Below are 23049 nucleotides of genomic sequence, written 5' to 3'. Positions count from 1 at the left end.
TCTACGCTCATCATATTTATCTTCTCCTCCCACCAATTAATTATTACTTTTGGCCATCTGTAAATTCACGTACCACCAAATGTTTATAAGACGCACTACCGCTTTGGTCCTCATTTTATTGGCAGCTTTAGGGTTACCCGCTTTGGCGCAACCTTCCCCCGTATGGAATGCCGCCGATATAAAGCTGCAACTGAAAAAGCTAGATACACTTGCAAGTGTATTATACATTGCCGCCCATCCCGATGACGAGAACACCCGTTTACTCGGCTACCTGGCAAAAGAAAAACTCTATCGCACCGGATACCTGTCGCTTACCCGTGGCGACGGAGGGCAAAACCTCGTGGGAAATGAACAGTCCGAGCTACTGGGGCTGATCCGTACGCAGGAACTCCTGGCAGCGCGCCGCATCGATGGCGCGGAACAGTTCTTTACCCGGGCCCAGGATTTCGGCTTTTCCAAGAATCCCCAGGAAACCTTTACCATCTGGAACAGGGAACAGATTCTGGGAGATGTGGTATACATGATCCGTAAATTTCAGCCGGACGTCATCATCTGCCGTTTCCCGGCGGATAGTCGTGCCGGGCATGGGCACCATACCGCTTCCGCTATGTTGGCGGAAGAAGCCTACACGGCCGCAGCGGATCCAAAACGCTTCCCGGAACAGCTGAAAGTATTAAAACCCTGGCAGGCAAAACGTATCCTCTGGAATACGTTCAACTTTGGCAGCGTAAATACCACCGCCGATGACCAGTTTAAAATGGATGTAGGGGCCTTTAACCCGTTACTGGGAAAAGGATTCGGGGAAATAGCCGCCGAAAGCCGCTCCCAGCATAAAAGTCAGGGTTTCGGTGTAGCCGCTTCGCGTGGCAGCTCCCAGGAGTATTTCCTGACAATTAAAGGCAATACTCCTAAAAATAGTTTACTTGACGACGTAAATACCAGCTGGACAAGGATTCCAGGTGGTAATAAAGTAGGAGCCCTTGTTGATGCGGCCCTTAACGCTTATAACATGGAAGATCCAGCTGCCTCTGTACCGGCCCTGCTGGAAATACGCCGCGCGATCCAGGCCCTGCCCGACGGATACTGGCGTAATCTCAAACTGAAGGAAACGGAACAACTGATTTATGCGTGCGCCGGCCTGTGGGCAGAAGCTTACAGCACTTCGCCAACCGTGGTGCCAGGCAATAATATGGAGGCAACAGTACAACTGATCAACAGGGGGCCCGTAAAAATAGCACTGCAACAGGTGGATCTGCCTGGGAAGAAAGATGCCGTAGGACAACAACCACTGGCATTCAATAAGTTTACCAGTCTTTCTCAAACAATCCAGGTACCCGCAAATACACCGGAATCACAGCCTTATTGGCTGGCGGAGGCACATCCGGTGGGCACGTATATCATTACTGATCCATCCCTGGTAGGCAACCCGGAAAACATTCCGGCCCTGCAGGCCGTGATCCGGCTCACTATCGGTGACCAGGATTTCACCCTCTCCAGACCTTTACAATATAAATATACAGACCCGGTAAAAGGAGAAATTTACCAGCCGCTGGTGATTGCACCACCGGTGGTAGCAGATCTCAGCAACCAGGTATACATCTTCACAGATACAAAACCACAGTCGGTTCCGGTGAAACTGCGCGCTATGGCAGATAATACACAGGGTACGGTCCGTCTGCAACTGCCAGCAGGATTTACGGCTGTCAATAACAGCCAGCCGTTTAACCTGAAACAGAAAGGCGACGAAACAGAATTGCGGTTTGAGATCAAGCCTATCAAGGGCGTAGCAGAAAATCATGCAGATACTTTTACGGTAGTGATGACCACTAACGGCAAGGAGTATACGCAAAGTCTGCAGCAGATCCGCTATGATCACATTCCGCTGATCACGCTCTTCCCGCCGGCACAGGCAAGGCTGGTATCTGTAAACCTGAAGCATAACGGCAACCGCCTGGGATATATCTCCGGTGCGGGCGACATGGTGGCGGCTTCTCTCCGCCAGGTAGGTTACGACGTAACAGAAGTAGGTGAGAAGGACATCATGGGCGGCAACCTGCAGCAATATGACGCTATCATTACCGGTGTACGCGCCTATAACGTAAACGCACGTATGAAGTATTGGCAGCCAAGGCTGATGGAATATGTAAAGAGTGGCGGTAAACTGATCATCCAGTACAACGTGAACGGACCGCTGGTGACCAGCGATCTGGGACCATATCCATTCGCATTATCCCGCGACCGTGTAACAGATGAAAATGCACCGGTACAGTTCAACGATCCGAAAGATCCGGTTTTACATTATCCAAATGAGATCACGGCAGCAGATTTCAACGGCTGGGTACAGGAAAGAGGTTTATATTACACCGTAGACGCGGATAAAGCATATGATAAGCCATTCCGCATGAATGACAAAGGGGAGGCGCCGCTCGACGGATCCACCCTCGTGGCGCATTATGGTAAAGGATGCTACGTATATACAGGCCTGTCGTTTTTCAGACAACTGCCTGCCGGTGTGCCAGGCGCTTACCGGTTATTTGTAAACCTGATTTCTGTAAAATAGGGATGAATTAAAATGAGTAAAAAACACCAACAACATCGTCCCAGGCTCAGAATTGCCGCCATCTTTTGTATTATCCTCGGCTTGCTGATCGGATTTTCCATCAAAAGGGTACAGGTGGGATTGGTCATTGGAATTGCACTGGGCCTGTTAACAGGAAGTATGTGGAGTAAAAGCAGCTCAAACGATTAAAACGTATGACAGAAAATCAATTGCACGATGAGAAACCACCGTTGTTTCCATCGTGGTCCTGGTGGTATGTGCTGGTAATAGCCTGGTTGCTGTTACTTATCATACTATTCTACTTATTCACCAAAACGTATTCATGAGTCCTTTAGACTGGTTGGTACTCACCGGTACCCTTACCATTATTATATTTTACGGAGTCTGGAAAAGCCGTGGCCAGCGCAACATGGAAAGTTATTTCCTGGATAACCAGTCTATGCCCTGGTATATTATCCTGCTGTCTATTATCGGCACCCAGGCCAGCGCTATTACTTTTATTTCGGCGCCCGGTCAGGCATATACCGACGGGATGCGCTTTGTGCAATATTACTTTGGATTACCGTTAGCCATGGTAGTACTCTGTATCACTTTTGTCCCTATTTTTCATAAACTGAAAGTATATACGGCTTATGAATTCCTGGAACAGCGGTTTGATCTGAAAACACGTACACTGACTTCCTCCCTGTTCCTTATACAGCGTGGTTTATCTACCGGTATCAGTATCTGCGCACCCTCCATTATTTTATCTTCCCTGCTGGGCTGGAATCTTTACTGGACCAATATGATCATGGGTGGTTTGCTGATCATCTATACCGTAGTAGGTGGTACCCGTGCGGTGGCTTACACCCAGACTTTCCAGCTGGTGATCATTTTTGGCGGTATGTTTCTCGCAGGTTGGATGGTAGTTCATTTGCTGCCTGAGGATGTAGGCTTTAAACAGGCCCTGCAGGTATCCGGCAAAATGGATAAGTTGAACGTGATTGTAACAAAATTTGATTGGAAAGATAAATACAATGTGTGGAGTGGGTTGATCGGAGGCTTCTTCCTGGCGTTGTCGTACTTCGGAACGGATCAGTCGCAAGTAGGGCGTTACCTCACCGCGAAGTCGGTGAAAGAAAGCCGTCTTGGTCTCTTGATGAATGGACTTGTAAAAGTGCCCATGCAATTTCTTATTTTGCTGATAGGCGCCCTGGTATTTGTTTTCTATCTGTATTTCCGTGCGCCGATCTTCTTTAATGAGGCACAGCTGGCCCGGGTACATAAAACAGAACAGGGCCCTGCATTGCAAAAGCTGGAAGATAAATACCATGACCTGGGTACGCTGAAACAGCAACAGGTAAAGCAGTTGGCCGCAGCGCTGGAAACAGACAACAGCGCGCAGATCGCCGCCGCCAAAAAAGCATTGCAACAAACAGATGATCAATCGCAGGGAGTAAGAACGGAAGCGTTGTCGCTAATCAAGGCGTCAGACCCTACTGCGGATACCAACGATACCAACTATATTTTTCTTCACTTCGTGGTTAACAGTCTGCCTAAAGGATTAGTAGGTTTGCTGATTGCTATCATTTTCCTGGCGGCCTGGGGCAGTATTGCGGCTGCACTTAATTCACTGGCGTCTACCACCGTGATAGATGTGTACAAACGATTGTACAATGAGCATGCGTCTGACGAGCATTATCTTAAGATATCCAAACTCTGGACACTGATCTGGGGGGTGTTTTGTATAGTGGTGGCCCAATTTGCAGGAAGCCTGGGTAGTCTCATCGAAGTAGTAAACGTATTGGGCTCCTGGTTTTATGGGGTTACGCTGGGGATCTTCCTGGTGGCCTTTTACATGAAGCGGGTAGGGGGAACCGCCACTTTCTGGGCGGCTATTATCGGGGAAGTCATGGTGCTGATTATCTATTGGACCGGCATCGTTTCTTTCCTCTGGCTTAATGCCATCGGGTGTATGCTGGTGTTACTGCTGGCCTGGATCTTCCAGTATTTCGTACCCGTCAAAAAAGAACAATTGGTATAAATTTAAAAGGGGATTCAGCCAGCTGAATCCCCTTTTAAATTATCGGTGTTGGTTCGCTTATTTCAGCGTAGCCAGTAACTTCTTGTTTAAAGTCACATAGTCGTCGTTCTTAGCGGTAGTGGCCAGTTCGATAGACTTCTGAGCTGCTTCTTTCGCTACTGCTGTGTTTTTAGCTTTTGCGTTGATGCGTGCTTTCTGGTACCAAACCCAGAATGCTTCCGGGCTTTGTGCTGCCGCTTCGTTGATCCACTCTACTGCTTTGGTTAGGTCTTTACCATTTTCATAGTAATAAACGGCTGCCTGGAAGTAAGGTTTTTTATCGGCCGATTGCATCGCGTCATTGATCTGAGCGGTGATTTTGTCGTCGATATCAGCTTTGATTACAACAGGAACTTTGGTTTTATCCCAGCTGAGGGCCAGTACTACGGAGTTGGAACGTACATTCTCGAACTCAATGGTAAAGCTTTCCTGTGCAAACGGGGACGCTACTGGTTTTACCTGTACACGGGCAATATCATTTTCCTGTTTGTAGGCAGCAGGGCTGGTTACATCGAGGCTGCTGGTCAGGATAATGGTCCATGACTGCGCGCCTGGAATAGATAGTAAACCATATTTACCAGCTTTCACTGCCACGCCGCCGAAGTTTACATCGTCGCCGAAAGTGATAGTGGTAGCGCTGTTAGCGCCGGTTCTCCACACTTTACCGTAAGGTACCAGGTCGCCCATGATTACACGGCCGTTTTTCAGCGGACGGGAGTAGTTCAGCTCTATATTGGATAAAGCGAAGTCCTGTTTAATGGTTTGCGTCGGACTTGGCGCAGGCATTTTGATACCCTGGGCCAGGGTAGTGCCGGCATACAGCAGCAGCATAGCGCCAGCTGTGGCGGCAAAGGTTCTGATAGTTCTCATATTTTGGTGGGTATTTAAAGCTATTCAATTAATCCGTTACGGAATGCATACAGTACCAGACCAACGCTATTTTTGACGTTGATTTTTTCCAGTAATTTTTGACGGATACCCTCTACAGTACGAGGACTCAGGAAAATCTGTTCAGAAATTTCCTGTGTGGTCAGTTCATTGCAGATCAGCTTCAGTACTTCCTGCTCCCGGTCATTGAGCTGGATTTCATTTTTTAGTGTCGGCTTAAATTGTTGTTTATTTTTATGAAGTACCTTTTTAAGCAGTGCCAGGTTTACATTTTCATTGAAATAAAATCCTTTTTCAAAAGTTGTACAGATGGCTTCGTAAATCTCTTCAGGTTCCGCATTTTTCAGCAGGTAAGCATTGGCGCCGTTTTCCACCAGGTGAACAATGAAGTTATCATCTTCATACATGGTGAGTATAATGATTTTTACGTCCGGATATTTCTCTTTTACCTTGATAGTTGCTTCAATGCCATCCATATTAGGCATTTTCAGATCCATCAGAATAACATCCGGTTGCTGTGTTTCCATGATTTGCAGCAAATGCAGCCCATCATCGGCTTCAAAGATGAAGCTGATATTTTCGTAAGGAATCAGCGTGTTTATGACTCCACTGCGAAAGATCTTATGATCATCCGCAATGGCCACTTTTATGTGTGTCATAGGTGGACAGTTAGAAGATTTGCTATTATTTTATTTGGAATAAATTACTATAAGTCATGTCATTACGCGAGGGTTTAACACAACCGGATGGCAATTTAGTAATAAAACAACATAAGTATCAACTATATCTGTGCTGGCGACTGATAATTCTCCACACTTATTGTAGCAATGGTACCTTGTGGTGTTCTGGGAGTGAAGTTAATATTTCCACCGATAATATTTAGCCGGCTCTCAATATTTTTGAGTCCGAGGCTTCCTGCTTTCTTGCGTGAATCAGCCAGTGAATCAAGTAAAGCCCCGTTGCCATCGTCTTCAACGGTGATAGTCAGTAGCGACGGAGTAGTCTGATAGGTGATCAATACCTCTTTGGCCTGGGCATGTTTCAGAATGTTGTTGATCAGTTCCTGCACCACACGATAGGCGTTCAGTGATTTTTCCCGGTCAACCGTCTGTCCGTTGCCGGCTACTTTAAAAGTTACTTTTACCTGCTTGTTCTTGTTCATCAGGTTACAGAACGAGTCCAGCGCATGAGCCAGACCGAGATTTTCCAGTGCCTGGGGGTGCAGGCTTTGAGAGATGAACCGCAGCTGTTGTATGATAGTATCCGTAAATTCTTTGGTTTCTTTCAGGCGCTCCAATTCTCCATTACCGGTTTTGAGTAACGATTGAAGGCCGCCAATGTTCAGCTTCAGTACAGAAAGCTGTGCACCTACTTCATCGTGCAGATCTTCCGCAATACGTTTGCGTTCCTGTTCCTGTCCCTGTAATACTGCGATGAGGCGTTCCCGTTGTAGCTGCAGGTCTTTATCCTTAATAACAAGTTTATGTGAGATAACCATTTTTTGTTGGAGCATAACCAGCAGTATCACGATAATTCCCAGCATTAACATTACTGTAGTGCCTATTACAATAACATCAATAATTCGCATGTTTCATTTTTTTAATCTTTGAGAAGCCAATATACAGAAGAATCATTGATATTATTCCGACTATATAATTGATACTCAGGATAGCCATCGTCATCCCTATTTTGGTCAATCCGGTAGACTGTAGGGTTTGCAGGTGGTTGTAGCTGATACAGAACAGGAACTCTGTACAGGAAAAAATAAAGATGCCTGAATTATACCAGAAAACAGGAAGGGAGTCGATGTAGATCGCATTTTCGATCAGATTCCTGTCCCGGAGCATTTGCAGGAAGAAGTAGAGTCCATATACCAGCAACACAAGATGCTTCACACCGGATGAAATGGAGTTGAAAGCCCGGAAGCCTTCTACCCAGAAGAAGTCAAATATAAATATCCCCAGTATAAGGACAGGCATAAACTTGATGACGGTACGCATATTCTCGTTGTGGATGCAACGCCAATAGAATACCGAAAGGATTACAAACTGTGCAAAATGCATTAAGCTGAAAAACCACATGTTATTACCCATGAAGTGTTCCACCAGTGAGGAACCTCCTGCAAAAACCAAGCTACTGATAATATAATAGTAGATGCATTTGGATGCCTTGTCCAGCAATTTGTAATTTAGAATGAAGGGGATCAGAACTAAAAATTCGATCCCCGTCATGCAGTAGTATATGCTTTCAAATAAGTTTACGCGCACGAGATGGCTTTAAAATGTCGTTGCTCAATCGGGATCTCCCGGTTTCTTTGGTTTGGAACAATACTCAGGGCATGGCATGCCTGAATCCAGGATAAGTGCCATTGCGCCTTTCGCTACTATTCCTTCCGGACCTGAAGCCGGTGTCTCAGATGGCAGTATGTCGTTACCATGTTCATCAACAGCAACCAGGATCATTTTCTTTTCCTTGATGCCATCTCCATCAGTATCTATCTTAATACCATAATAAATACGGAGGGCAGTGGCGCCCGGTTGATCCAGCAATTCAATGATCTTATCCTTACCAAAACACATGGCTTTAACATGGGTACCAAATGATTTTTGATTCACATGATCATCATCGTGGTTCTTTGTGAGTGTGGTCATTTCATCCAGTGAAATGAAGGCGCCGGTATCCGAAGGGATGGGCCTTTTGGGAAAGTCGCTCATAGTGGGTAAGTTTTAGTTTTGCGGTAAAATTATTATAAATAATCGCATATACAATTGTGTCCTTACAAGGCTGTAAAGGGAGTTACCTGCGTCTTTTCACAGGTTGAGTCAATGTGCCATTGAGTTTGAGCGATTTAGCACAGGGCGATTGTAAAATTGAATTACGTACTCTTCACTGCAAAATGCGTATAAATACGCATATCTTTCTGCTGTGCTTAAAAAAGGCCATAGTCGCTGTACCGTAATTCCCTTCGCTGTTATACGTAGTTATACGTAAACCTTTTTTTCAGTTGTTAAACGCTTGACTGCTCTCCCAAAGTTCCTAATCTTTGTATCATCAACCGGCTTTGAATCTATTGTCCTCAAAAAGTTAAATAGTAATTGGCCTTTCTACCGTGTTTGTTTTTTTGGTTAGTAAAATGCAGAATCAGTTCATCAGGTGATGCTCGTTAACCCCTTTTTTTTCTTTAAAAAAAATAAAATTATGAGTTACCTATTAATCGGAAACATCTCTGCACTTATTTGTAACGACTGCGTAGAGCCTTTGGCAAATGCGCGGATCCGGGTGTACCTGCCAGCAGTGCAGACATCGGCAGATCCCCAGCATGGCATCTTTAATGACATGAAACCTTTATCGGCCAGAGAAGTACTCATGAAGGCCGACAGGTTGTTGGCGGAAGCCACGCTGGATGAAAAAGGAAATTTTAACCTCGCCTGGAACGAAATACATCTGATTACAGAAGCGTTGGAACTGGACCTTTGCCTGGATCAGTTGCCAGGTAAAAACGGTAGCCGCCAGCCCCGCAATTTCCACCTCAGCAAACTTGTGCTGCATTGGAAAAGAAGCAGCGATGGATATGTAGGCGCCTATGCCTACGTGATTCCAGCAGCCACCTGGCATAATATATACGCCAACGCTGGCGCCTGGGTAATTACAGGCGTGGTGAAACAACATATGGCAGGAGCAGGGCATCCTGATCTTAAAGTGGAAGCGTATAATGCGCTGACCGGTCAACTTATCGGGCATGCGCATACCAATGAGGTAGGACGTTATACTATCCATTTTTCAAGAGAACATCTTTCCGGAGGATCCCTGCAAACAGTGCTGGCAGGACGCCACTACCTGGGACCGGACGTGTATTTTAAAGTATATAGAAATGAACAGTTGTTGTGGGCGGAAGATGAAAAAATGGCCCGGCTGCCGGAACGCCAGGATCTGCGCCCCTGTAGCAACTTAAATATTGTATATAAGCCTTCGAGAGTCAAAAGGGCTTCCAGCCAGATTGGAAACTGGTTTAGTGATGTCATCACCCTGACGGGTCCAAAGAAAAAGAAGAGTGATAAATTTCGTTTGCTAACCCATAGCTTATTGTAACAGGTTGTTTGATGTATTCCTCCCTTATCATGGCAAAACTACCCGATTGTTTGTGACCTTCTAACAGCAGAAAGCGAACAGCTACCTTCCCCGGTAGCTGTTCCTGTTTAGAACCGGGGATGAAAACGCATCAGCGTATCCCGCAGGTATTCCCGGTCCAGGTGGGTATATATTTCCGTAGTGGTAATACTTTCATGGCCCAGCATTTCCTGCACCGCCCTCAGGTCTGCGCCGCCCTCTACCAGGTGCGTGGCAAATGAGTGCCGGAAGGTATGGGGCGATACATTCTTCTGGATCCCGGCCTTTTGGGTGAGTTCCTTGATCACCAGGAAAATCATCACTCTGCTCAGGGCGCCACCACGGCGGTTGAGAAAGAGAGTGTCTTCCTCTCCGTATTTTACAGGTAATTCAATTCTTACATTTCTCCGGTAAATATCAATCTGCCGCATGGCATCTTTGCCGATAGGCACCATCCGTTCCTTATTGCCTTTCCCGATTACACGGATAAATCCAACATCCATATGCAGTTGTGTAATCTGGAGATTAATGACTTCGCTTACCCGCAATCCACAGCTGTACATGGTTTCCAGGATGGCTTTGTTCCGGTGCCCTTCTGCTGTGTCCAGTGAAATCTGGGCAATGATCTTTTCTATTTCTTCAAAGGAGAGTACATCGGGCAGCTTACGCAGTATTTTGGGCGCCTCCAGTAACTGGGTAGGATCTTCGGTGGCCATGTCTTCCAGCAACAGAAATTTATAAAACGCCTTTAATCCGGAGATGGTTCTGGCCTGAGAACTGGCAGTCATCCCCAGTTTGGCGATCCATTGCACACATGCCTGCATATCTTCAAAAGTAACATCCTGTGGCCGCAGTTTTTCTTTGCCGTTTGCCATCAGGTATTGCTCCAGCTTTTCTACATCCCGCACATATGCCTCTACGGAATGATCAGACATCGATCGCTCTAATCTTAAATAGCCCTTAAATAGTTTCCGGAATGATTCCCACATAACCGGCAAGTTAAAAGCTTTTCGGAAAACTACGGTAACGCCTATCTGAAATAATTACGTTTTTGGATAAAATACTATCAGCAAAACAGGGGGTAAAACCGGCTAAAAAGAGGAAAACCGGTTTGTTTAAAGTGCTACCTTTATTTGTTGATCATATATTATTGTAAATCATTTTTTTAGGTAGATGTTGAAAAACTTATTTTCCTTGTCGTTTCAAGCTGTTTTTGTACGTTTTTCAGCGCTTATATTTTCATTATAAAACATGTGTTGATGACTTTCTGTCAGCCGAGGCATTTCAATTGGATGTTTACTTTAGATAAGGCGAGCAAATGTTTATTAATGAATTTGTTATGCAAATAAAAAAGCCTGCTCTTAGTGAGCAGGCCTTGTCATTGATTGCTTAATCAATAATTAGAACTTTTCCAGTCCGCTGAAGAAGAAGTTACCTTCAATAGCAGCGTTCTCGTCAGAGTCGGAACCGTGAACTGCGTTACGGCCGATAGACTCTGCGTATTTTTTGCGGATAGTACCTTCTTCTGCGTTAGCAGGATTGGTAGCACCGATCAGTTTGCGAAAATCTTCAACGGCGTTGTCTTTCTCCAGGATAGCCGCTACGATGTGGCCGCTGCTCATGAATTCTACCAGTTCACCGTAAAAAGGTCTTTCCGCATGTACTGCATAAAACTCACCTGCTTTAGCAGTAGATAACTGCGTCATTTTCATGGCTACGATGCGGAAACCTGCAGCGTTGATCATGTTTAAAATGCCGCCAATGTGCCCGTTTGCTACTGCATCAGGCTTGATCATAGTAAATGTTCTGTTGCTCATATAATGTTTAATTCCGAATTACAGATTAGGCCGCAAAAGTAATTACATTTTCTTTAGTGGTAAAAAATTTTGAAATTCTGCCCCAAATAAAGATCTTCGCACTTCGTTTTCTGTTTCAACCACTAGTTGTGATTGGAAATCAACTCTTAACATTACAGTTTTTTAATGAAGCCGATCGAGGAAATTAAGCCTTTGCTGGAGAGCCCTAAGAAAGTGGTGATTACGATGCACCAGAAGCCAGACGCGGATGCCATGGGATCTTCCTTAGCAATGTACCACTACCTATTACAGAAAGGGCATCAGGTAACTGTAATCTCACCCACCAATTTTCCGGATTTCCTGAAGTGGATGCCTGGCGCAGAGACTGTCATTGATTACGAGTCCTCTATGGACCGCGCTATTCAGGCACTGGAAGGTATTGATCTCCTGTTTTGCCTGGACTTCAACGCCCTCTACCGCACCAAAAACCTGGCGCCACACCTGGAAAAACTGAATTGTATCAAAATTCTGGTAGATCACCATCTGGAGCCACAGCCCAGCTTTGACTACGGTGTCAGCGATACAAAAGCCAGCTCCACCGCCCAATTAGTTTATGAAACTATATATAAATTGGGAGATGAGCAGTATATTAACCTCGAAATTGCACAGTGCATCTATGCCGGCACTGTCACAGATACGGGTTCTTTCCGCTTTGCATCTACTTCCGCCGCCGTGCACCGCATGGTAGCCGACCTGATGGACAGAGGACTGAAACATGAGGTGATCCACCAGGCGATCTATGACAACTTCCTGGAAAACCGCCTGCGCTTCCTCGGACATAGTCTGCTGAACCGCATGGAAGTATTCTATGAATACAATACAGCTATGCTGGCTATTCCTTACTCAGATCTAAAACGTTTCGACCTGCAGACAGGCGATACCGAAGGTCTGGTAAATTTCCTGTTATCGATTCAGGGCATCAAAATGGCGGCTTTGATCATCGACCGGAATTCCGAAGTGAAATTGTCATTCCGCTCCAAAGGAGATTTTGACGTGAATACCTTCGCCCGCAGATATTTCGACGGCGGTGGTCACTTCAACGCTTCCGGAGGTCGTAGCATAGATCCACTGGAGAAAACGGTAGACCGCTTTATTAAAGCAGTCGAAGAAAATGAGGACCTGTTACAATAATCTTAAATAAAGTATTCAACCTACTAATACAAACAAATGAAAAAAAACAATCAGTTTTTAGTTGCAACTGCGGCTTTAGGCTTTCTCTTAGCCAGTTGCGGTACAGGTGTTAAAAAAACACCGGGCGGTATTGAGTATATCGTTCACAAATCCGGCAGCGGAGCACAACTGAAATTGGGCGATACTGCCCTGGTGAATGTTACCCAGCGTATCAATGATTCCCTGCTGGGCGACTCGCGTAAAATGGTAGGTGCTGCAATCCCAGTGCTGGTGGCTAAACCTCAGAACAAGTACGATCTGATGGAAGGTATCGCCCTCCTCCACGAAGGTGATAGCGCTACTTTTATCATTCCTTGGGATTCATTACCAGCTCAGGAGCGTCCTCCATTTGGTAAAAAAGGTGATAAACTGAAAATCACTTTCGCTGTAGAAAACAAATACTCTGCCGGCGCCCAGAAAGAAAAAGACGAAAAACTCATTAAAGAGTACCTGGATAAAAATAAAATCAACGCTACAAAGAACGCAGAAGGTGTATACGTAGCGGTTACGCAGGAAGGTACCGGCAGCACACCTAACCCAGGTGATACTGTTTATGTACACTACACTGGTAAACTGACTTCCGGTAAAGTATTTGATTCCAGCCAGGATTCAACACTCCGCCCAGGTATGCCTTTAGAGCCAATCAAATTCCCTATCGGTCGCGGTTTCGTAATCAAAGGTTGGGATGCTGGTTTAAGCGGTCTGAAAAAAGGTTCCAAAGCTACCCTGGTAATTCCTTCTGTATTGGCTTATGGCTTACAGGGAAGTCCTCCGGTAATTCCTGGTAACTCTATCCTGGTATTTGACGTACAGTTGGTAGATATTAAAGCAGGTGCTCCGGCTCCAGCTCAATTCGCTACTCCAGGCAAATAATTGTCACCATATATTATTAAAAAGCCCCTGCCAACCGGCAGGGGCTTTTTTTATAGCCAATGTTTTTTGAACTTATCAAGCGTAGCCATCTATTAATACCTCGTACAATTTCACCTTCAGATCCTCCAATGATACATCCTGGGTAAGTACCCCGTCGATCGCATAAGAAACAGTGCCTCTTTCTTCAGAAACAATGATGGCCAGATTATCACTATGCTCCGTAATTCCTACCGCCGAGCGGTGACGCAAACCTATCCTTGTGGGCAGATTCGGATTCTCTGATACCGGCAGTATCACTTTTGCGGCCAGGATCTTATTCCCTACAATGATCAGCGCTCCGTCGTGCAGCGGACTATGCTTCTCAAAAATGCTTTCTATCAGCTTGGCACTTACATTCCCGTCAATAGGGATACTCGATGCGGAATCAAATTTCAAACGATAGGTGGTGGCAATTACCATCAATGCACCGGTAAAAGTACTTTGCATCCGGCTGACTGCCACAATGATCTCGTTTATAATATTCTCTTCTTCCTTGTAACTCTTAAACTTATCAGGCAGGAACAATTTGGTTAAAAAGCTATCCTTGCTCAAGGGTGTCTTCTTTCCCAATACCAGCAAAAACTTCCGGATCTCCGGCTGGAATATAATAATGATGGCGATGATGCCAACATTGATAAAGTTCTGCAGTATAATGGTGAGAATAGGCATCTTCAATGCCCGTACCAGGAAGTAAGCTGCGTATACCATCAACAGGCCTACGAAAATATTAAAAGCAAGACTTCCCTTTAATAAACGATACAATTGAATGATTAAAAAAACAACAATCAGCAGGTCCAAAAGATCCAGCCACCGAAACTCAACGCCATAAAATTCTATTACTTCCTTCATAATTGTAAAAATAGCAAGATTAAATTACCCATTCATTTTCTTCATAATTCTAACCGCTTCCACAGCGGCTTTTACGTCATGTACCCTTAATAGATGTGTTCCCTGTTGCAGGGCAATGGTGTTTAATACGGTTGTTCCGTTCAGCGCTTCCGCTGGTGTAATATCCAATAATTTATAGATCATCGATTTGCGGGAAATGCCTGTCAGCACAGGTACGCCCAGTATATCATAAAACAGGTGCAGGTTTTTCAGCAGGGTATAGTTATGTGTGATCGTTTTCCCGAAACCAAAGCCCGGATCTGCAATAAAGTCGCGGATCCCGGCAGCGCGACAGGTGGCCAGCTTTTCTTTCAGGTAATCGATCACTTCTCCCACTACATCTTCATACTGCGGATTTTGTTGCATTGTGGCTGGCTTGCCCTGCATGTGCATCGCAATATAAGGTACCTGCAGCTTACCAACAACCGGAATCATGTCAGCGTCCAGGTCTCCGGCACTGACATCATTAATAATAGCGGCTCCCGCATGTATGGCTTTCTCTGCTACGGCTGCATACCAGGTATCTATCGAAATAATGGCCTGTGGATATTTGTTCAGGATGGCATGTATGGCGGGAATCAGCCGGTGCATCTCTTCTTCAGGCCCAATCAGATCAGCACCTGGTCTGGTACTCTGGGCTCCGAGATCCAGTATGGCAGCGCCTTCTTCCAGGTGCTGCTTCGCTTTTTCCATCACCTGGTGCAATTCATGCAGCCGGTTACCTTCATAAAAAGAATCTGTTGTTACGTTGATAATACCCATAACGGCGGGTGTAGCCAATGATAATAATTGCCCCCTGCAATTGATGGCCGGTGAGGAGCTGCTCCGGATATGGTCTGGTGTCATTTGAACGCGTTAAGAAGTTAGCATGCAGGCGCAATGCCCTGATTTTTCACATAGTTCCGGCCTTTTACCGTAATTTCTTTATTTTGCCTGCAAATCTATGAAGGAAAATCAATCATTTTCGAATTTAGGGATTTAGCCGGGTAAATCAGCAACTGATTTATGCAGGCTGGATTACGCTCATCATTTTCTAATATGGTGAAACATCGATTGTCCTTATCTTCACGGATCACTTAACCATTAAACTATTTTATGAAGATTATCCTTAACCTGTTACGTATAATCGTGGGGGTGCTGTTCATTTTCTCCGGTCTGATAAAGGCCAATGATCCGCTGGGACTCAGTTACAAGATGGACGAGTTCTTCGAAGTGCTGCACCTTACTTTCCTGTCGCCCTATTCACTGGCCTTTTCCATTATCATGAATGCCTTTGAAATTATTGCAGGTGTGGCCGTGTTGGTGGGTTACCGTATGCGTATTTTCTCTGTACTGCTGTTACTCCTCATTATATTCTTCACTTTCCTCACCGGTTACGCACTTTTCAGCGGTACGATCCGCGAATGTGGCTGCTTTGGCGACTGTATCAAACTCACCGCTGTAGAAACCTTCTGGAAAGATGTGATCCTCCTGGTCATGATCCTCGTCATTTTCTTCTACAGGAACAGTATACAGCCACTTTTCAAAGGCGCCGGTCTCGTACTGCTGATTTCCGCTGTATTTTCTTTCGGCATCCAATGGTATACTTTAAAGCACCTGCCTTTCTTCGATTGCCTGCCCTACAAAGTAGGTAACAATATCTCCGAAAAAATGAAGTTGCCCCCAGGAGCTACGCCGGATGTATATGAAATGATGTTTATCTACGAGAAAGATGGCCAGCAGAAAGAATTTACGGCAGACAACTATCCCTGGTCAGACAGCACCTGGAAGTTTGTAGACCGTAAAGATAAATTGATCAAAAAAGGAAATGCAGAACCAGCTATCAAAGACTTTATCCTCACAGATGCTGATGGTGTGAATCAAACTGAGGCCGTACTGGCTGAAACCAAACCGGTGTACCTCTTCCTGGTATTGAATGTGCAGAAGGCAGGCAGCGGCTGGGATGAAAAGATAAAAGCACTGCAACAGAAATGGAAAGATCAGCAGATAGTGGTTTATGGTGTAACCGCTTCTACCAAAGAAGAGATTGCCGCCTTCAAACAACAGCATGGACTGGAATTTCCTTTTGTGCAGATGGATGGTGTGGCTATCAAAACTGCCGGCAGAAGTAACCCCTGCCTGATCCTGCTGGATAAAGGCACTATTAAAGGCAAATGGCATTATAACGATATTCCGTAATTATGATGATACGCTTCCTGCTTCGTAAAACCGGATACGGACTGCTGGTACTGCTCGGCGTAGTGGTGCTGGTGTTCTTCCTGTTCAATGTGCTGCCTGGGGATCCCGCCCGGCTTACATTAGGACAACGGGCAGATGTGGCTTCCCTGGAAAATGTACGTAAGGAACTGCATCTCGACCAGCCGGTTGGGGTGCAGTTTGCCTACTATCTCAACGATTTGTCTCCTGTAGCCGTGCATACCCGGGAGGAGGCGACGGAAAATCTCCGCTATCTAACGGTAGCGCATATATCAAATAATAAACTCCTGGTACTAAAGGCGCCTTACCTCCGTCGCTCTTACCAGGGCAAAAAACAGGTTTGGGATATTTTAATGGAAGCACTGCCGGGCACTTTGCTGCTGGCAGTGGCAGCGATGCTGTTTGCCACGGTTACCGGGATTGCCCTGGGTGTACTGTCGGCCGTGAAACAAAACACCTGGATGGATACAGGCGCTGTATTTGCCAGTGTGGCCGGTATTTCTGCCCCTTCCTTTTTTGCGGGTATTGTGCTGGCCTATCTCTTTGGTTTTGTGTTCAGTGACTATACCGGCCTGCATATGACCGGCAGCCTGTTTGATGTGGACCCTTTCAAAGGCCGGATATTAAACCTGCGTAACCTGGTGTTGCCGGCTATTACATTGGGTATCCGTCCACTGGCCATTATAGTGCAGCTCACCCGCAGTGCTATGCTCGATGTACTGCACCAGGATTTCATCCGCACGGCTTATGCCAAAGGACTTTCCAGGTCGCGGGTGATCTGGCGGCATGCACTTCCCAATGCACTTAATCCCGTTATTACTGCTATCACCGGTTGGTTCGCTGAATTGTTGGCCGGCGCTTTCTTTGTAGAATATATCTTTGGCTGGAAAGGCATCGGCAAGGTGACCGTGGATGCACTGGACAAATTCGACTTCCCCGTGGTGATGGGGGCTATTCTCTTTACAGCCGGAATCTTTGTGATTGTCAATCTTCTGGCGGATCTGCTCTACACGCTCATAGATCCTAGAATTAAACTGGACTGACGCGGAACACATCTCCCGTAACACCCCAAAGGCGATCTCCTGCCTTAAAAAAAAATATTGCCATCTTTGTAACATCTTCTTTTTACAGTCGTCTTCTTTCAAAACGCACTATTCTGCATGTCATTAGATAGATTTCTTACTCAGGTAGTTCCAGTCCGGCAAAAGCTTTACCGCTTTGCATTCCGCCTGCTGGGCAATGAGGAAGATGCGCAGGATATTACCCAGGATGCACTTATGAAGGTTTGGGGTATGCAGGAAAAGATGGCAGAACTGCAAAATATGGAAGCCTGGTGTATGCGTATTACCCGCAACCTGGCGCTGGATAAGCTCAAATCCAGGAAATACCGGATGTCTGACGAGCTGGACAGGGCAGGAGAGATGCCCGCCACTCACCAGCAAAGTCCGCATGCGGTAACAGAACAGAACGACGTGATGGAGAAAGTGCATGTGGCGATCAATGCCTTGCCGGAAAAGTACCGTACCATCCTTCAGTTGAGGGACATCGACGGACATTCCTACCAGGAAATCGCCGACATACTGGATATAGACATGAATGATGTGAAAGTGAATTTACACCGCGCCCGTAAAACGGTGCGGGAGAAACTACAAAATCTGCAGGTATATGGATTATAAAATGATCAGTGCATTGCTGGAAAAGTATTGGGAAGGAGAATCTACGCTGGAAGAGGAAGCTACGCTAAGGGAGTTTTTCAGTACCCCCCACAACGATTTACCGGAGGACCTGCTGGAAGCAGCACCATTATTCGGGTATTTTCATGTGGAAGCAGAAAAGGTATGGGAGGCACCGCCGGCCAAAGTAGTAAAATTATCACCGCTTCGCCACTGGATGAAATACGCTGCCGTAATCCTGGTGGCCGTAGGTATCGGCTACGCGCTGAAGCAGCACGAACAACGGCAGCAGCAGGTGCTGGTAGCCATGCAGCAGGAAGATATGAATGATCCGCAGAAAGCGTTGGAGCAAACTAAAAGAGCCTTGCAGCTGCTCGCTAAAAACCTGCACAAAGGAACTGCCGGTATGCAGAAGCTCTCTTATTTCAATGAGGCTACCGCAGTAGTGGAAGGCAAGGAAGACTAACGGCCATTTTAAAACCTGATATAAATTTAGAAAGATGAAACGACTCTTGTTATTCTTAGTGGCAATCTTTGCCAGCTATCACCTCTCCGCGCAACAGGGGAGCGTTATAGAGCGGTTTTTCCAGAAGTATGAAAACGACCGGAGCTTTACCGTCATCACCATCACACCAAAGATGTTCAGCATGTTCGCCAAAGTAGATCCCGGTGATGCCGATGCCAAAAACATGATGAAGGTGATTCAGAAACTGAAAGGACTGCGTATCCTCACCAAGGAAACCACGAAAGACGGTCCCCGCTTATACAGAGAGGCAGCGGCTTTCCTGGGCAGCGACTTCGAGGAACTGATGACAGTACGGGACAAAGACAGCGATCTGAAATTCCTGGTGAAGGAAGACGCCCGTGGCAACATCAACGAACTGGTAATGCTGGTGGGAAGCTCGGATGAGTTCCTGGCCATGAGCCTGGTGGGCACCCTGGATCTCAATGAAATATCCCAGATCGCCAATGGCATCAATATCCAGGGAATGGATAAACTAAAAAATGTGAAGAAGAAATAACGTTTAAAAAACACTTCCATGAAATCATTACTCATTGCTGCCGGTTGCCTGTTATTATCCGCCACCGCTGTAAAGGCCCAGGACAAATCTTTGCGCCAGTTCCGCAACAAATACAAAGGAAGCGCAGAAGTACATACCCTGAAAGTTGGCAATTTCGCCTTTAAGCTGGGTAGCTTATGCCTGTCTTTCGACAACACAGATTCGGATGCAAAGGCGCTCAGACACGCTATCAAAAACGTGCAACGTGTGAAAATGTACACCATCTCCAACGTGAAAGGCGGTACGGTGAGTCAGGACGATATTGCGGATCTGAAAAGTAACCTGCAACGGAATGAAAATTTTGACCTGTTGATGGAAGTGAGAGAAAAGGGGAGCCTCGTACATATACTCAACAAGGGAAAGGACGATGAATTGGGCAATGTAGTGATGCTGGTACAGGATGAAAATGAATTCCTGATCGTCAACCTGCAAACCAGTCTCAAAATGTCCGACATCAATGAACTGATTCAACAGTTTGCCTCTAATTAACCAGCTGTCTACCGGATCATCACTTCCCTTACCACGCTCTCTCCGAGCATTTCATTTACAAGCTTGATGATCTTGTCTTTAGAATAAGTCAATTCCTGTTTTAACGGCGCCACCGTAGTAGTAACGATCAGCTTATTGTCGATCAGTTGGATGCTTTGTGTGTAACGGGCAATGGTTTTTCCCATCAGTTGTTCCCAGTTGTCCTGGATGCGTACCTCCATCAGGCGGGGTTTCATCCTGCTCTTGTTCATAAATTCCCGGAGCGCATCTCCGATACTGGTAGTTCCATGCCGCATAGTGCGAAGCTAGTGTTTTTTTAGTTCTTTCCTGTTTGCTTTTAGTTGTTGACAGGGTCTCGTTTGAAAATTTGAGGGTTATGGTGCAAAGTATAGATAAAAACTACTTCAAAAAAAATAGAGACCAATAATCAATAGTATCTGAATGCAGATTGCCGCCAAAAGTCTTTTAATTCCTTTGATGCTGGCAGGAATGAAGATATAGGCAGCGGAAGTACAAAAAAATATAGCCAGTGCCAAACCTGCAACTACTAAAAGATTCGGACCTTCCGGGTCATTCAGAAAGAAGAAAAACGTTCTGGAGCAAATGATTGCTGTTGCTGCTAAAATTATCAGCGAAATCTTTTTTGATTTGAAGTATGGATTTGCAATGTTATTACTTATGTCCATAAAGCGAGACTTGATCAAATATAACGATTACACCAGAGATTCTATGCAGGCCAGTCTGTTCATTGATTTTCAACGGGAGAGACGCCCGGCTGTTAGTGTCTGTGTTTTACAGGCAAAAAGTTAAACAGCAATCAGTTGTATATCTGCAGAAGCGCCGGCAAAGGCTTGTTGCAGGCGTTCTGCGTGGGTATCTGTAATAAATACCTGGCCATAATTTTCTCCTGCTACCAGTGTAATCAGCCTGCTTACTCTTTCCTGGTCCAGTTTTTCAAATACATCATCCAGCAGGAGGAGCGGGGGGAAGTTTTTATGCTGACGGATCACTTCAAACTGTGCGAGTTTGAGGGCAAACAGGAAACTTTTGCGCTGGCCCTGGGAAGCGCTGCTTTTCATCAGGTGATCATTCAGCAGAAAGAGCAGGTCATCGCGGTGAATGCCGGTAGTAGTTCGCTGTACCTGCATATCCCGGTACCTGGCCTGGTGCAGTTGTGTGGCATAGTCTTCTTCCTGGAGGGTGCATTGATACTGGATATTCACTATTTCATGGGTGCCTGCAATATAATCGTACAGTTGTTGTACCTGGGGGATGAAGGTTTGCAGGAAGGCTTTTCTGGTTTCATATACCGGAACGCCATGCATCACCAGCTGGAGGTCAAATACGTCCAGGAGGCTGTCCTGGTTCTGACCGGTAGTGGCCATGTTTTTAAGCAGGGTGTTCCTTTGAAGTAATATTTTCTGGTAGATGATGAGGTGGTCGAGGTATTCCGGGTAGAGCTGAGATAACAGGCTATCCAGCCATTTGCGTCGTTCCTCGCTGCCGCCCAGGATGATATCTGCATCATCGGGGGCGATCATAACGGCCGGAAACTGTCCGATATGCCGGGAAAAACGATCGTACTTATCGTCGTTCAGGCTGATCTCTTTACGGCCGTCTTTGAGGGTGCAAATGATCTTTTCCGGCTGGTTATTCTTTTCAAGATAGCCTTCGAGCCGGAAACCGTTGGTCTGGTACTGGGTATTCTGGCTTTCGCTGTTGGTAAAATAGCTGCGGGTGAAGCAGAGGTAATAGATCGCATCGAGCAGGTTGGTTTTACCGGCGCCGTTCCGGCCGGTGATCCCTACGATCCGGTGCCGGAAAGAAAAGGTCGCCTGGCTGTAATTTTTGAACTGAACGAGTGATATTTTATTAATATAAAGCAAAGAAAAAAATTATTCGTAAATAATAATATGCGAAAAATCTCAATTGTATAACTGATAAAAAACCGCACTAATGGGAACTTCCCCGGGATTCCCGTGCAAATAAATGCAAAACTGTTTGAAATTGATGAATTTGCATAATTTAATGGGAATTAGAATTCATATTTATATTTTAGGATTTTCCTGTTATATTTGCGAACAAATTTAGAAAGAGTGCAAACTAAAACAGACGTGAAGACGAAATTCACCAAAGAGACATATCTGTACTGGTATGAATTGATGCTTTTGCTGCGCCGCTTTGAAGAAAAGACAGGCCAATTGTACGGGATGCAAAAAATCCGTGGCTTTTGTCATTTGTACATAGGACAGGAAGCAATTGCTGCTGGTGCGATGACAGCTACCAAGCCGGAGGATAAATTCATCACTGCGTACCGTGATCATGCGCTGGCAATCGCAAAAGGAATTTCCGCTAAAGCTTGTATGGCTGAACTGTATGGTAAAGCAACCGGTTGTTCGAAAGGAAAGGGAGGCAGTATGCACTTTTTCTCCAAGGAGCATGGGTTCTTTGGCGGCCATGGTATTGTTGGAGCTCAGATAGGTACAGGTGCCGGACTGGCGCTTGCAGAGCAATACAAAGGAACAGACAACGTAGTGTTGTGTTTCTTTGGCGATGGTGCTGCCCGTCAGGGTATGTTGCATGAAACCTTTAACATGGCGATGACCTGGAAACTCCCGGTAATTTTCATTTGTGAAAATAACATGTACGCCATGGGTACTTCCGTAGAACGTACCTCCAACGTATTGGATATCTATAAGTTAGCGGACGCCTACGAAATGCCTGCCGATTCTATCGATGGTATGAGCTGTGAAGCCGTTCACGATGGTATCGAAAGAGCCGTAAAACGTGGCCGCGAAAAAGGTGGTCCAACCTTGTTGGAAATCAAAACTTACCGTTACCGTGGTCACTCCATGAGTGATCCCGCTAAATACCGTACTAAAGAAGAACTTGAAGAGTACAAGGAGAAAGATCCGATCAACGAAGTACTGAGAGTTATTCAGAAAAATAAATGGGCTACTGAAGCTGAAATTGAAGCGATCAACGAACGCGTGAAAGTGGAAGTTGAAGAGTGCGTAACTTTTGCAGAAGAATCTCCATGGCCAAGCGATGATGAATTACTGAAGGATGTTTACATTCAGGAAGATTATCCATTCATCGTTGACTAAAGCAGTAAGTTTTTAGTATTTAGCCTTTAGTGCATGCATCCAATTGCAGGTACTAAAGGCTAAAAGCTGAAATCCCAGAG

Annotated in this window: 25 protein-coding genes; 13 read left to right on the top strand and 12 right to left on the bottom strand. The window is 45.7% G+C overall.

Annotated features, from left to right (window positions below; all coding sequences use genetic code 11):
- Nucleotides 1-79 precede the first annotated feature (79 nt).
- The 3 genes from BMW79_RS19720 (at nt 80) to BMW79_RS19715 (ending at nt 4583) form a co-directional block, all read left to right on the top strand.
- The gene (locus BMW79_RS19720; RefSeq protein WP_089897356.1) at nt 80-2560 is read left to right on the top strand and encodes a PIG-L family deacetylase; all 2481 of its coding nucleotides are present in this window, start codon (nt 80-82) and stop codon (nt 2558-2560) included.
- A gap of 12 nt (nt 2561-2572) precedes the next feature.
- The gene (locus BMW79_RS33925; protein WP_166649994.1) at nt 2573-2749 is read left to right on the top strand and encodes a hypothetical protein; all 177 of its coding nucleotides are present in this window, start codon (nt 2573-2575) and stop codon (nt 2747-2749) included.
- A gap of 133 nt (nt 2750-2882) precedes the next feature.
- Nucleotides 2883-4583 (top strand): sodium:solute symporter, encoded by a 1701-nt coding sequence (locus BMW79_RS19715; protein WP_089897355.1) that lies wholly within the window; start codon nt 2883-2885, stop codon nt 4581-4583.
- A 57-nt stretch (nt 4584-4640) separates the two neighbouring features.
- Here the strand turns inward: BMW79_RS19715 and BMW79_RS19710 are convergent, their stop codons facing one another.
- From BMW79_RS19710 to BMW79_RS19690, 5 genes are all read right to left on the bottom strand, one after another.
- Entirely contained in the window at nt 4641-5492 is an 852-nt protein-coding gene (locus BMW79_RS19710; RefSeq protein WP_089897354.1) for a DUF2911 domain-containing protein, read from the bottom strand.
- 20 nt (nt 5493-5512) lie between these two features.
- Complete coding sequence (locus BMW79_RS19705) at nt 5513-6169, bottom strand: response regulator transcription factor (protein ID WP_089897353.1); 657 nt, start codon at nt 6167-6169, stop codon at nt 5513-5515.
- A 122-nt stretch (nt 6170-6291) separates the two neighbouring features.
- Complete coding sequence (locus BMW79_RS19700) at nt 6292-7098, bottom strand: sensor histidine kinase (protein WP_089897352.1); 807 nt, start codon at nt 7096-7098, stop codon at nt 6292-6294.
- Nucleotides 7085-7642 carry a hypothetical protein gene (locus tag BMW79_RS19695; RefSeq protein WP_143059224.1) on the bottom strand — a complete coding sequence of 186 codons (558 nt, stop codon included), beginning with the start codon at nt 7640-7642 and terminating at the stop codon, nt 7085-7087. Before BMW79_RS19695 ends, BMW79_RS19700 begins: the two co-directional genes overlap by 14 nt.
- 159 nt (nt 7643-7801) lie before the next feature.
- Nucleotides 7802-8224: a hypothetical protein gene (locus BMW79_RS19690; RefSeq protein ID WP_089897350.1), complete on the bottom strand. Its 423-nt coding sequence runs from the start codon at nt 8222-8224 to the stop codon at nt 7802-7804.
- A gap of 484 nt (nt 8225-8708) precedes the next feature.
- Here BMW79_RS19690 and BMW79_RS19685 point away from each other — a divergent pair, with 484 nt between their 5' ends.
- Nucleotides 8709-9599 (top strand): hypothetical protein, encoded by an 891-nt coding sequence (locus tag BMW79_RS19685; protein WP_143059223.1) that lies wholly within the window; start codon nt 8709-8711, stop codon nt 9597-9599.
- A gap of 107 nt (nt 9600-9706) precedes the next feature.
- On the opposite strand, the gene xerD is transcribed toward BMW79_RS19685, so the two are convergent.
- Both xerD and BMW79_RS19675 read right to left on the bottom strand, forming a co-directional pair.
- Nucleotides 9707-10606, bottom strand: coding sequence for a site-specific tyrosine recombinase XerD (gene xerD, locus BMW79_RS19680; RefSeq protein ID WP_089897348.1), 900 nt, complete (start codon nt 10604-10606; stop codon nt 9707-9709).
- Between the two features lie 411 nt (nt 10607-11017).
- Nucleotides 11018-11434 carry a nucleoside-diphosphate kinase gene (locus tag BMW79_RS19675; RefSeq protein WP_079471943.1) on the bottom strand — a complete coding sequence of 139 codons (417 nt, stop codon included), beginning with the start codon at nt 11432-11434 and terminating at the stop codon, nt 11018-11020.
- A gap of 165 nt (nt 11435-11599) precedes the next feature.
- Between BMW79_RS19675 and BMW79_RS19670 the strand changes: the two genes are divergently transcribed.
- On the top strand, nt 11600-12604 hold the full coding sequence (locus tag BMW79_RS19670) for a DHH family phosphoesterase (protein ID WP_089897347.1): 1005 nt from the start codon (nt 11600-11602) through the stop codon (nt 12602-12604).
- 36 nt (nt 12605-12640) lie between these two features.
- On the top strand, nt 12641-13516 hold the full coding sequence (locus BMW79_RS19665; protein WP_089897346.1) for an FKBP-type peptidyl-prolyl cis-trans isomerase: 876 nt from the start codon (nt 12641-12643) through the stop codon (nt 13514-13516).
- Nucleotides 13517-13591: 75 nt separating this feature from the next.
- Here the strand turns inward: BMW79_RS19665 and BMW79_RS19660 are convergent, their stop codons facing one another.
- Together BMW79_RS19660 and folP are read right to left on the bottom strand one after the other, a co-directional pair.
- On the bottom strand, nt 13592-14404 hold the full coding sequence (locus BMW79_RS19660) for a diadenylate cyclase (RefSeq protein ID WP_079471940.1): 813 nt from the start codon (nt 14402-14404) through the stop codon (nt 13592-13594).
- Between the two features lie 24 nt (nt 14405-14428).
- Nucleotides 14429-15289, bottom strand: coding sequence for a dihydropteroate synthase (gene folP / locus BMW79_RS19655; RefSeq protein ID WP_089897345.1), 861 nt, complete (start codon nt 15287-15289; stop codon nt 14429-14431).
- Nucleotides 15290-15538: 249 nt separating this feature from the next.
- On the opposite strand from folP, the gene BMW79_RS19650 reads away from it, so the two are divergent.
- The 6 genes from BMW79_RS19650 (at nt 15539) to BMW79_RS19625 (ending at nt 19862) form a co-directional block, all read left to right on the top strand.
- Nucleotides 15539-16621 (top strand): BT_3928 family protein, encoded by a 1083-nt coding sequence (locus BMW79_RS19650; RefSeq protein WP_089897344.1) that lies wholly within the window; start codon nt 15539-15541, stop codon nt 16619-16621.
- Between the two features lie 5 nt (nt 16622-16626).
- Entirely contained in the window at nt 16627-17682 is a 1056-nt protein-coding gene (locus BMW79_RS19645; RefSeq protein ID WP_089903981.1) for an ABC transporter permease, read from the top strand.
- Nucleotides 17683-17799: 117 nt separating this feature from the next.
- The gene (locus tag BMW79_RS19640; protein WP_089897343.1) at nt 17800-18315 is read left to right on the top strand and encodes an RNA polymerase sigma factor; all 516 of its coding nucleotides are present in this window, start codon (nt 17800-17802) and stop codon (nt 18313-18315) included.
- The gene (locus BMW79_RS19635) at nt 18305-18778 is read left to right on the top strand and encodes a hypothetical protein (protein ID WP_089897342.1); all 474 of its coding nucleotides are present in this window, start codon (nt 18305-18307) and stop codon (nt 18776-18778) included. Before BMW79_RS19640 ends, BMW79_RS19635 begins: the two co-directional genes overlap by 11 nt.
- 34 nt (nt 18779-18812) lie before the next feature.
- Entirely contained in the window at nt 18813-19334 is a 522-nt protein-coding gene (locus BMW79_RS19630) for a DUF4252 domain-containing protein (protein WP_089897341.1), read from the top strand.
- An 18-nt stretch (nt 19335-19352) separates the two neighbouring features.
- Nucleotides 19353-19862, top strand: a complete 510-nt coding sequence (locus BMW79_RS19625; RefSeq protein ID WP_089897340.1) for a DUF4252 domain-containing protein — start codon at nt 19353-19355, stop codon at nt 19860-19862.
- A gap of 8 nt (nt 19863-19870) precedes the next feature.
- On the opposite strand, the gene BMW79_RS19620 is transcribed toward BMW79_RS19625, so the two are convergent.
- From BMW79_RS19620 to recF, 3 genes are all read right to left on the bottom strand, one after another.
- The gene (locus BMW79_RS19620; protein ID WP_089897339.1) at nt 19871-20158 is read right to left on the bottom strand and encodes a DUF721 domain-containing protein; all 288 of its coding nucleotides are present in this window, start codon (nt 20156-20158) and stop codon (nt 19871-19873) included.
- Nucleotides 20159-20266: 108 nt separating this feature from the next.
- A complete protein-coding gene (locus tag BMW79_RS33750; RefSeq protein WP_143059222.1) occupies nt 20267-20548 on the bottom strand; it encodes a hypothetical protein in 282 nt (93 codons plus the stop codon).
- Nucleotides 20549-20668: 120 nt separating this feature from the next.
- Nucleotides 20669-21748, bottom strand: coding sequence for a DNA replication/repair protein RecF (gene recF / locus BMW79_RS19610; protein ID WP_089897337.1), 1080 nt, complete (start codon nt 21746-21748; stop codon nt 20669-20671).
- 228 nt (nt 21749-21976) lie between these two features.
- On the opposite strand from recF, the gene pdhA reads away from it, so the two are divergent.
- On the top strand, nt 21977-22969 hold the full coding sequence (pdhA, locus tag BMW79_RS19605; protein ID WP_089903978.1) for a pyruvate dehydrogenase (acetyl-transferring) E1 component subunit alpha: 993 nt from the start codon (nt 21977-21979) through the stop codon (nt 22967-22969).
- Nucleotides 22970-23049: the final 80 nt, after the last annotated feature.

This window comes from Chitinophaga arvensicola (assembly GCF_900110835.1).
Taxonomy (GTDB): Bacteria; Bacteroidota; Bacteroidia; order Chitinophagales; family Chitinophagaceae; genus Chitinophaga; species Chitinophaga arvensicola.
Note: the sequence above shows the minus strand (reverse complement) of the source record. Positions and strands in the feature narration are given on the sequence as shown.

Bases quoted from the DNA above. Each gene is read 5' to 3' on its own strand.
- BMW79_RS19675 (WP_079471943.1), bottom strand. From the start codon at position 11,434: ATGAGCAACAGAACATTTACTATGATCAAGCCTGATGCAGTAGCAAAC.
- BMW79_RS19640 (WP_089897343.1), top strand. From the start codon at position 17,800: ATGTCATTAGATAGATTTCTTACTCAGGTAGTTCCAGTCCGGCAAAAG.
- BMW79_RS19660 (WP_079471940.1), bottom strand. From the start codon at position 14,404: ATGAAGGAAGTAATAGAATTTTATGGCGTTGAGTTTCGGTGGCTGGAT.
- BMW79_RS19620 (WP_089897339.1), bottom strand. From the start codon at position 20,158: ATGCGGCATGGAACTACCAGTATCGGAGATGCGCTCCGGGAATTTATG.
- BMW79_RS19630 (WP_089897341.1), top strand. From the start codon at position 18,813: ATGAAACGACTCTTGTTATTCTTAGTGGCAATCTTTGCCAGCTATCAC.
- BMW79_RS19720 (WP_089897356.1), top strand. From the start codon at position 80: ATGTTTATAAGACGCACTACCGCTTTGGTCCTCATTTTATTGGCAGCT.
- BMW79_RS19650 (WP_089897344.1), top strand. From the start codon at position 15,539: ATGAAGATTATCCTTAACCTGTTACGTATAATCGTGGGGGTGCTGTTC.
- folP (WP_089897345.1), bottom strand. From the start codon at position 15,289: ATGACACCAGACCATATCCGGAGCAGCTCCTCACCGGCCATCAATTGC.
- BMW79_RS19685 (WP_143059223.1), top strand. From the start codon at position 8,709: ATGAGTTACCTATTAATCGGAAACATCTCTGCACTTATTTGTAACGAC.
- xerD (WP_089897348.1), bottom strand. From the start codon at position 10,606: ATGTGGGAATCATTCCGGAAACTATTTAAGGGCTATTTAAGATTAGAG.
- BMW79_RS19645 (WP_089903981.1), top strand. From the start codon at position 16,627: ATGATACGCTTCCTGCTTCGTAAAACCGGATACGGACTGCTGGTACTG.
- BMW79_RS19670 (WP_089897347.1), top strand. From the start codon at position 11,600: ATGAAGCCGATCGAGGAAATTAAGCCTTTGCTGGAGAGCCCTAAGAAA.
- BMW79_RS19690 (WP_089897350.1), bottom strand. From the start codon at position 8,224: ATGAGCGACTTTCCCAAAAGGCCCATCCCTTCGGATACCGGCGCCTTC.
- BMW79_RS33925 (WP_166649994.1), top strand. From the start codon at position 2,573: ATGAGTAAAAAACACCAACAACATCGTCCCAGGCTCAGAATTGCCGCC.
- BMW79_RS19625 (WP_089897340.1), top strand. From the start codon at position 19,353: ATGAAATCATTACTCATTGCTGCCGGTTGCCTGTTATTATCCGCCACC.
- BMW79_RS19705 (WP_089897353.1), bottom strand. From the start codon at position 6,169: ATGACACACATAAAAGTGGCCATTGCGGATGATCATAAGATCTTTCGC.
- BMW79_RS19635 (WP_089897342.1), top strand. From the start codon at position 18,305: ATGGATTATAAAATGATCAGTGCATTGCTGGAAAAGTATTGGGAAGGA.
- BMW79_RS19665 (WP_089897346.1), top strand. From the start codon at position 12,641: ATGAAAAAAAACAATCAGTTTTTAGTTGCAACTGCGGCTTTAGGCTTT.
- BMW79_RS19700 (WP_089897352.1), bottom strand. From the start codon at position 7,098: ATGCGAATTATTGATGTTATTGTAATAGGCACTACAGTAATGTTAATG.
- BMW79_RS33750 (WP_143059222.1), bottom strand. From the start codon at position 20,548: ATGGACATAAGTAATAACATTGCAAATCCATACTTCAAATCAAAAAAG.
- BMW79_RS19715 (WP_089897355.1), top strand. From the start codon at position 2,883: ATGAGTCCTTTAGACTGGTTGGTACTCACCGGTACCCTTACCATTATT.
- BMW79_RS19710 (WP_089897354.1), bottom strand. From the start codon at position 5,492: ATGAGAACTATCAGAACCTTTGCCGCCACAGCTGGCGCTATGCTGCTG.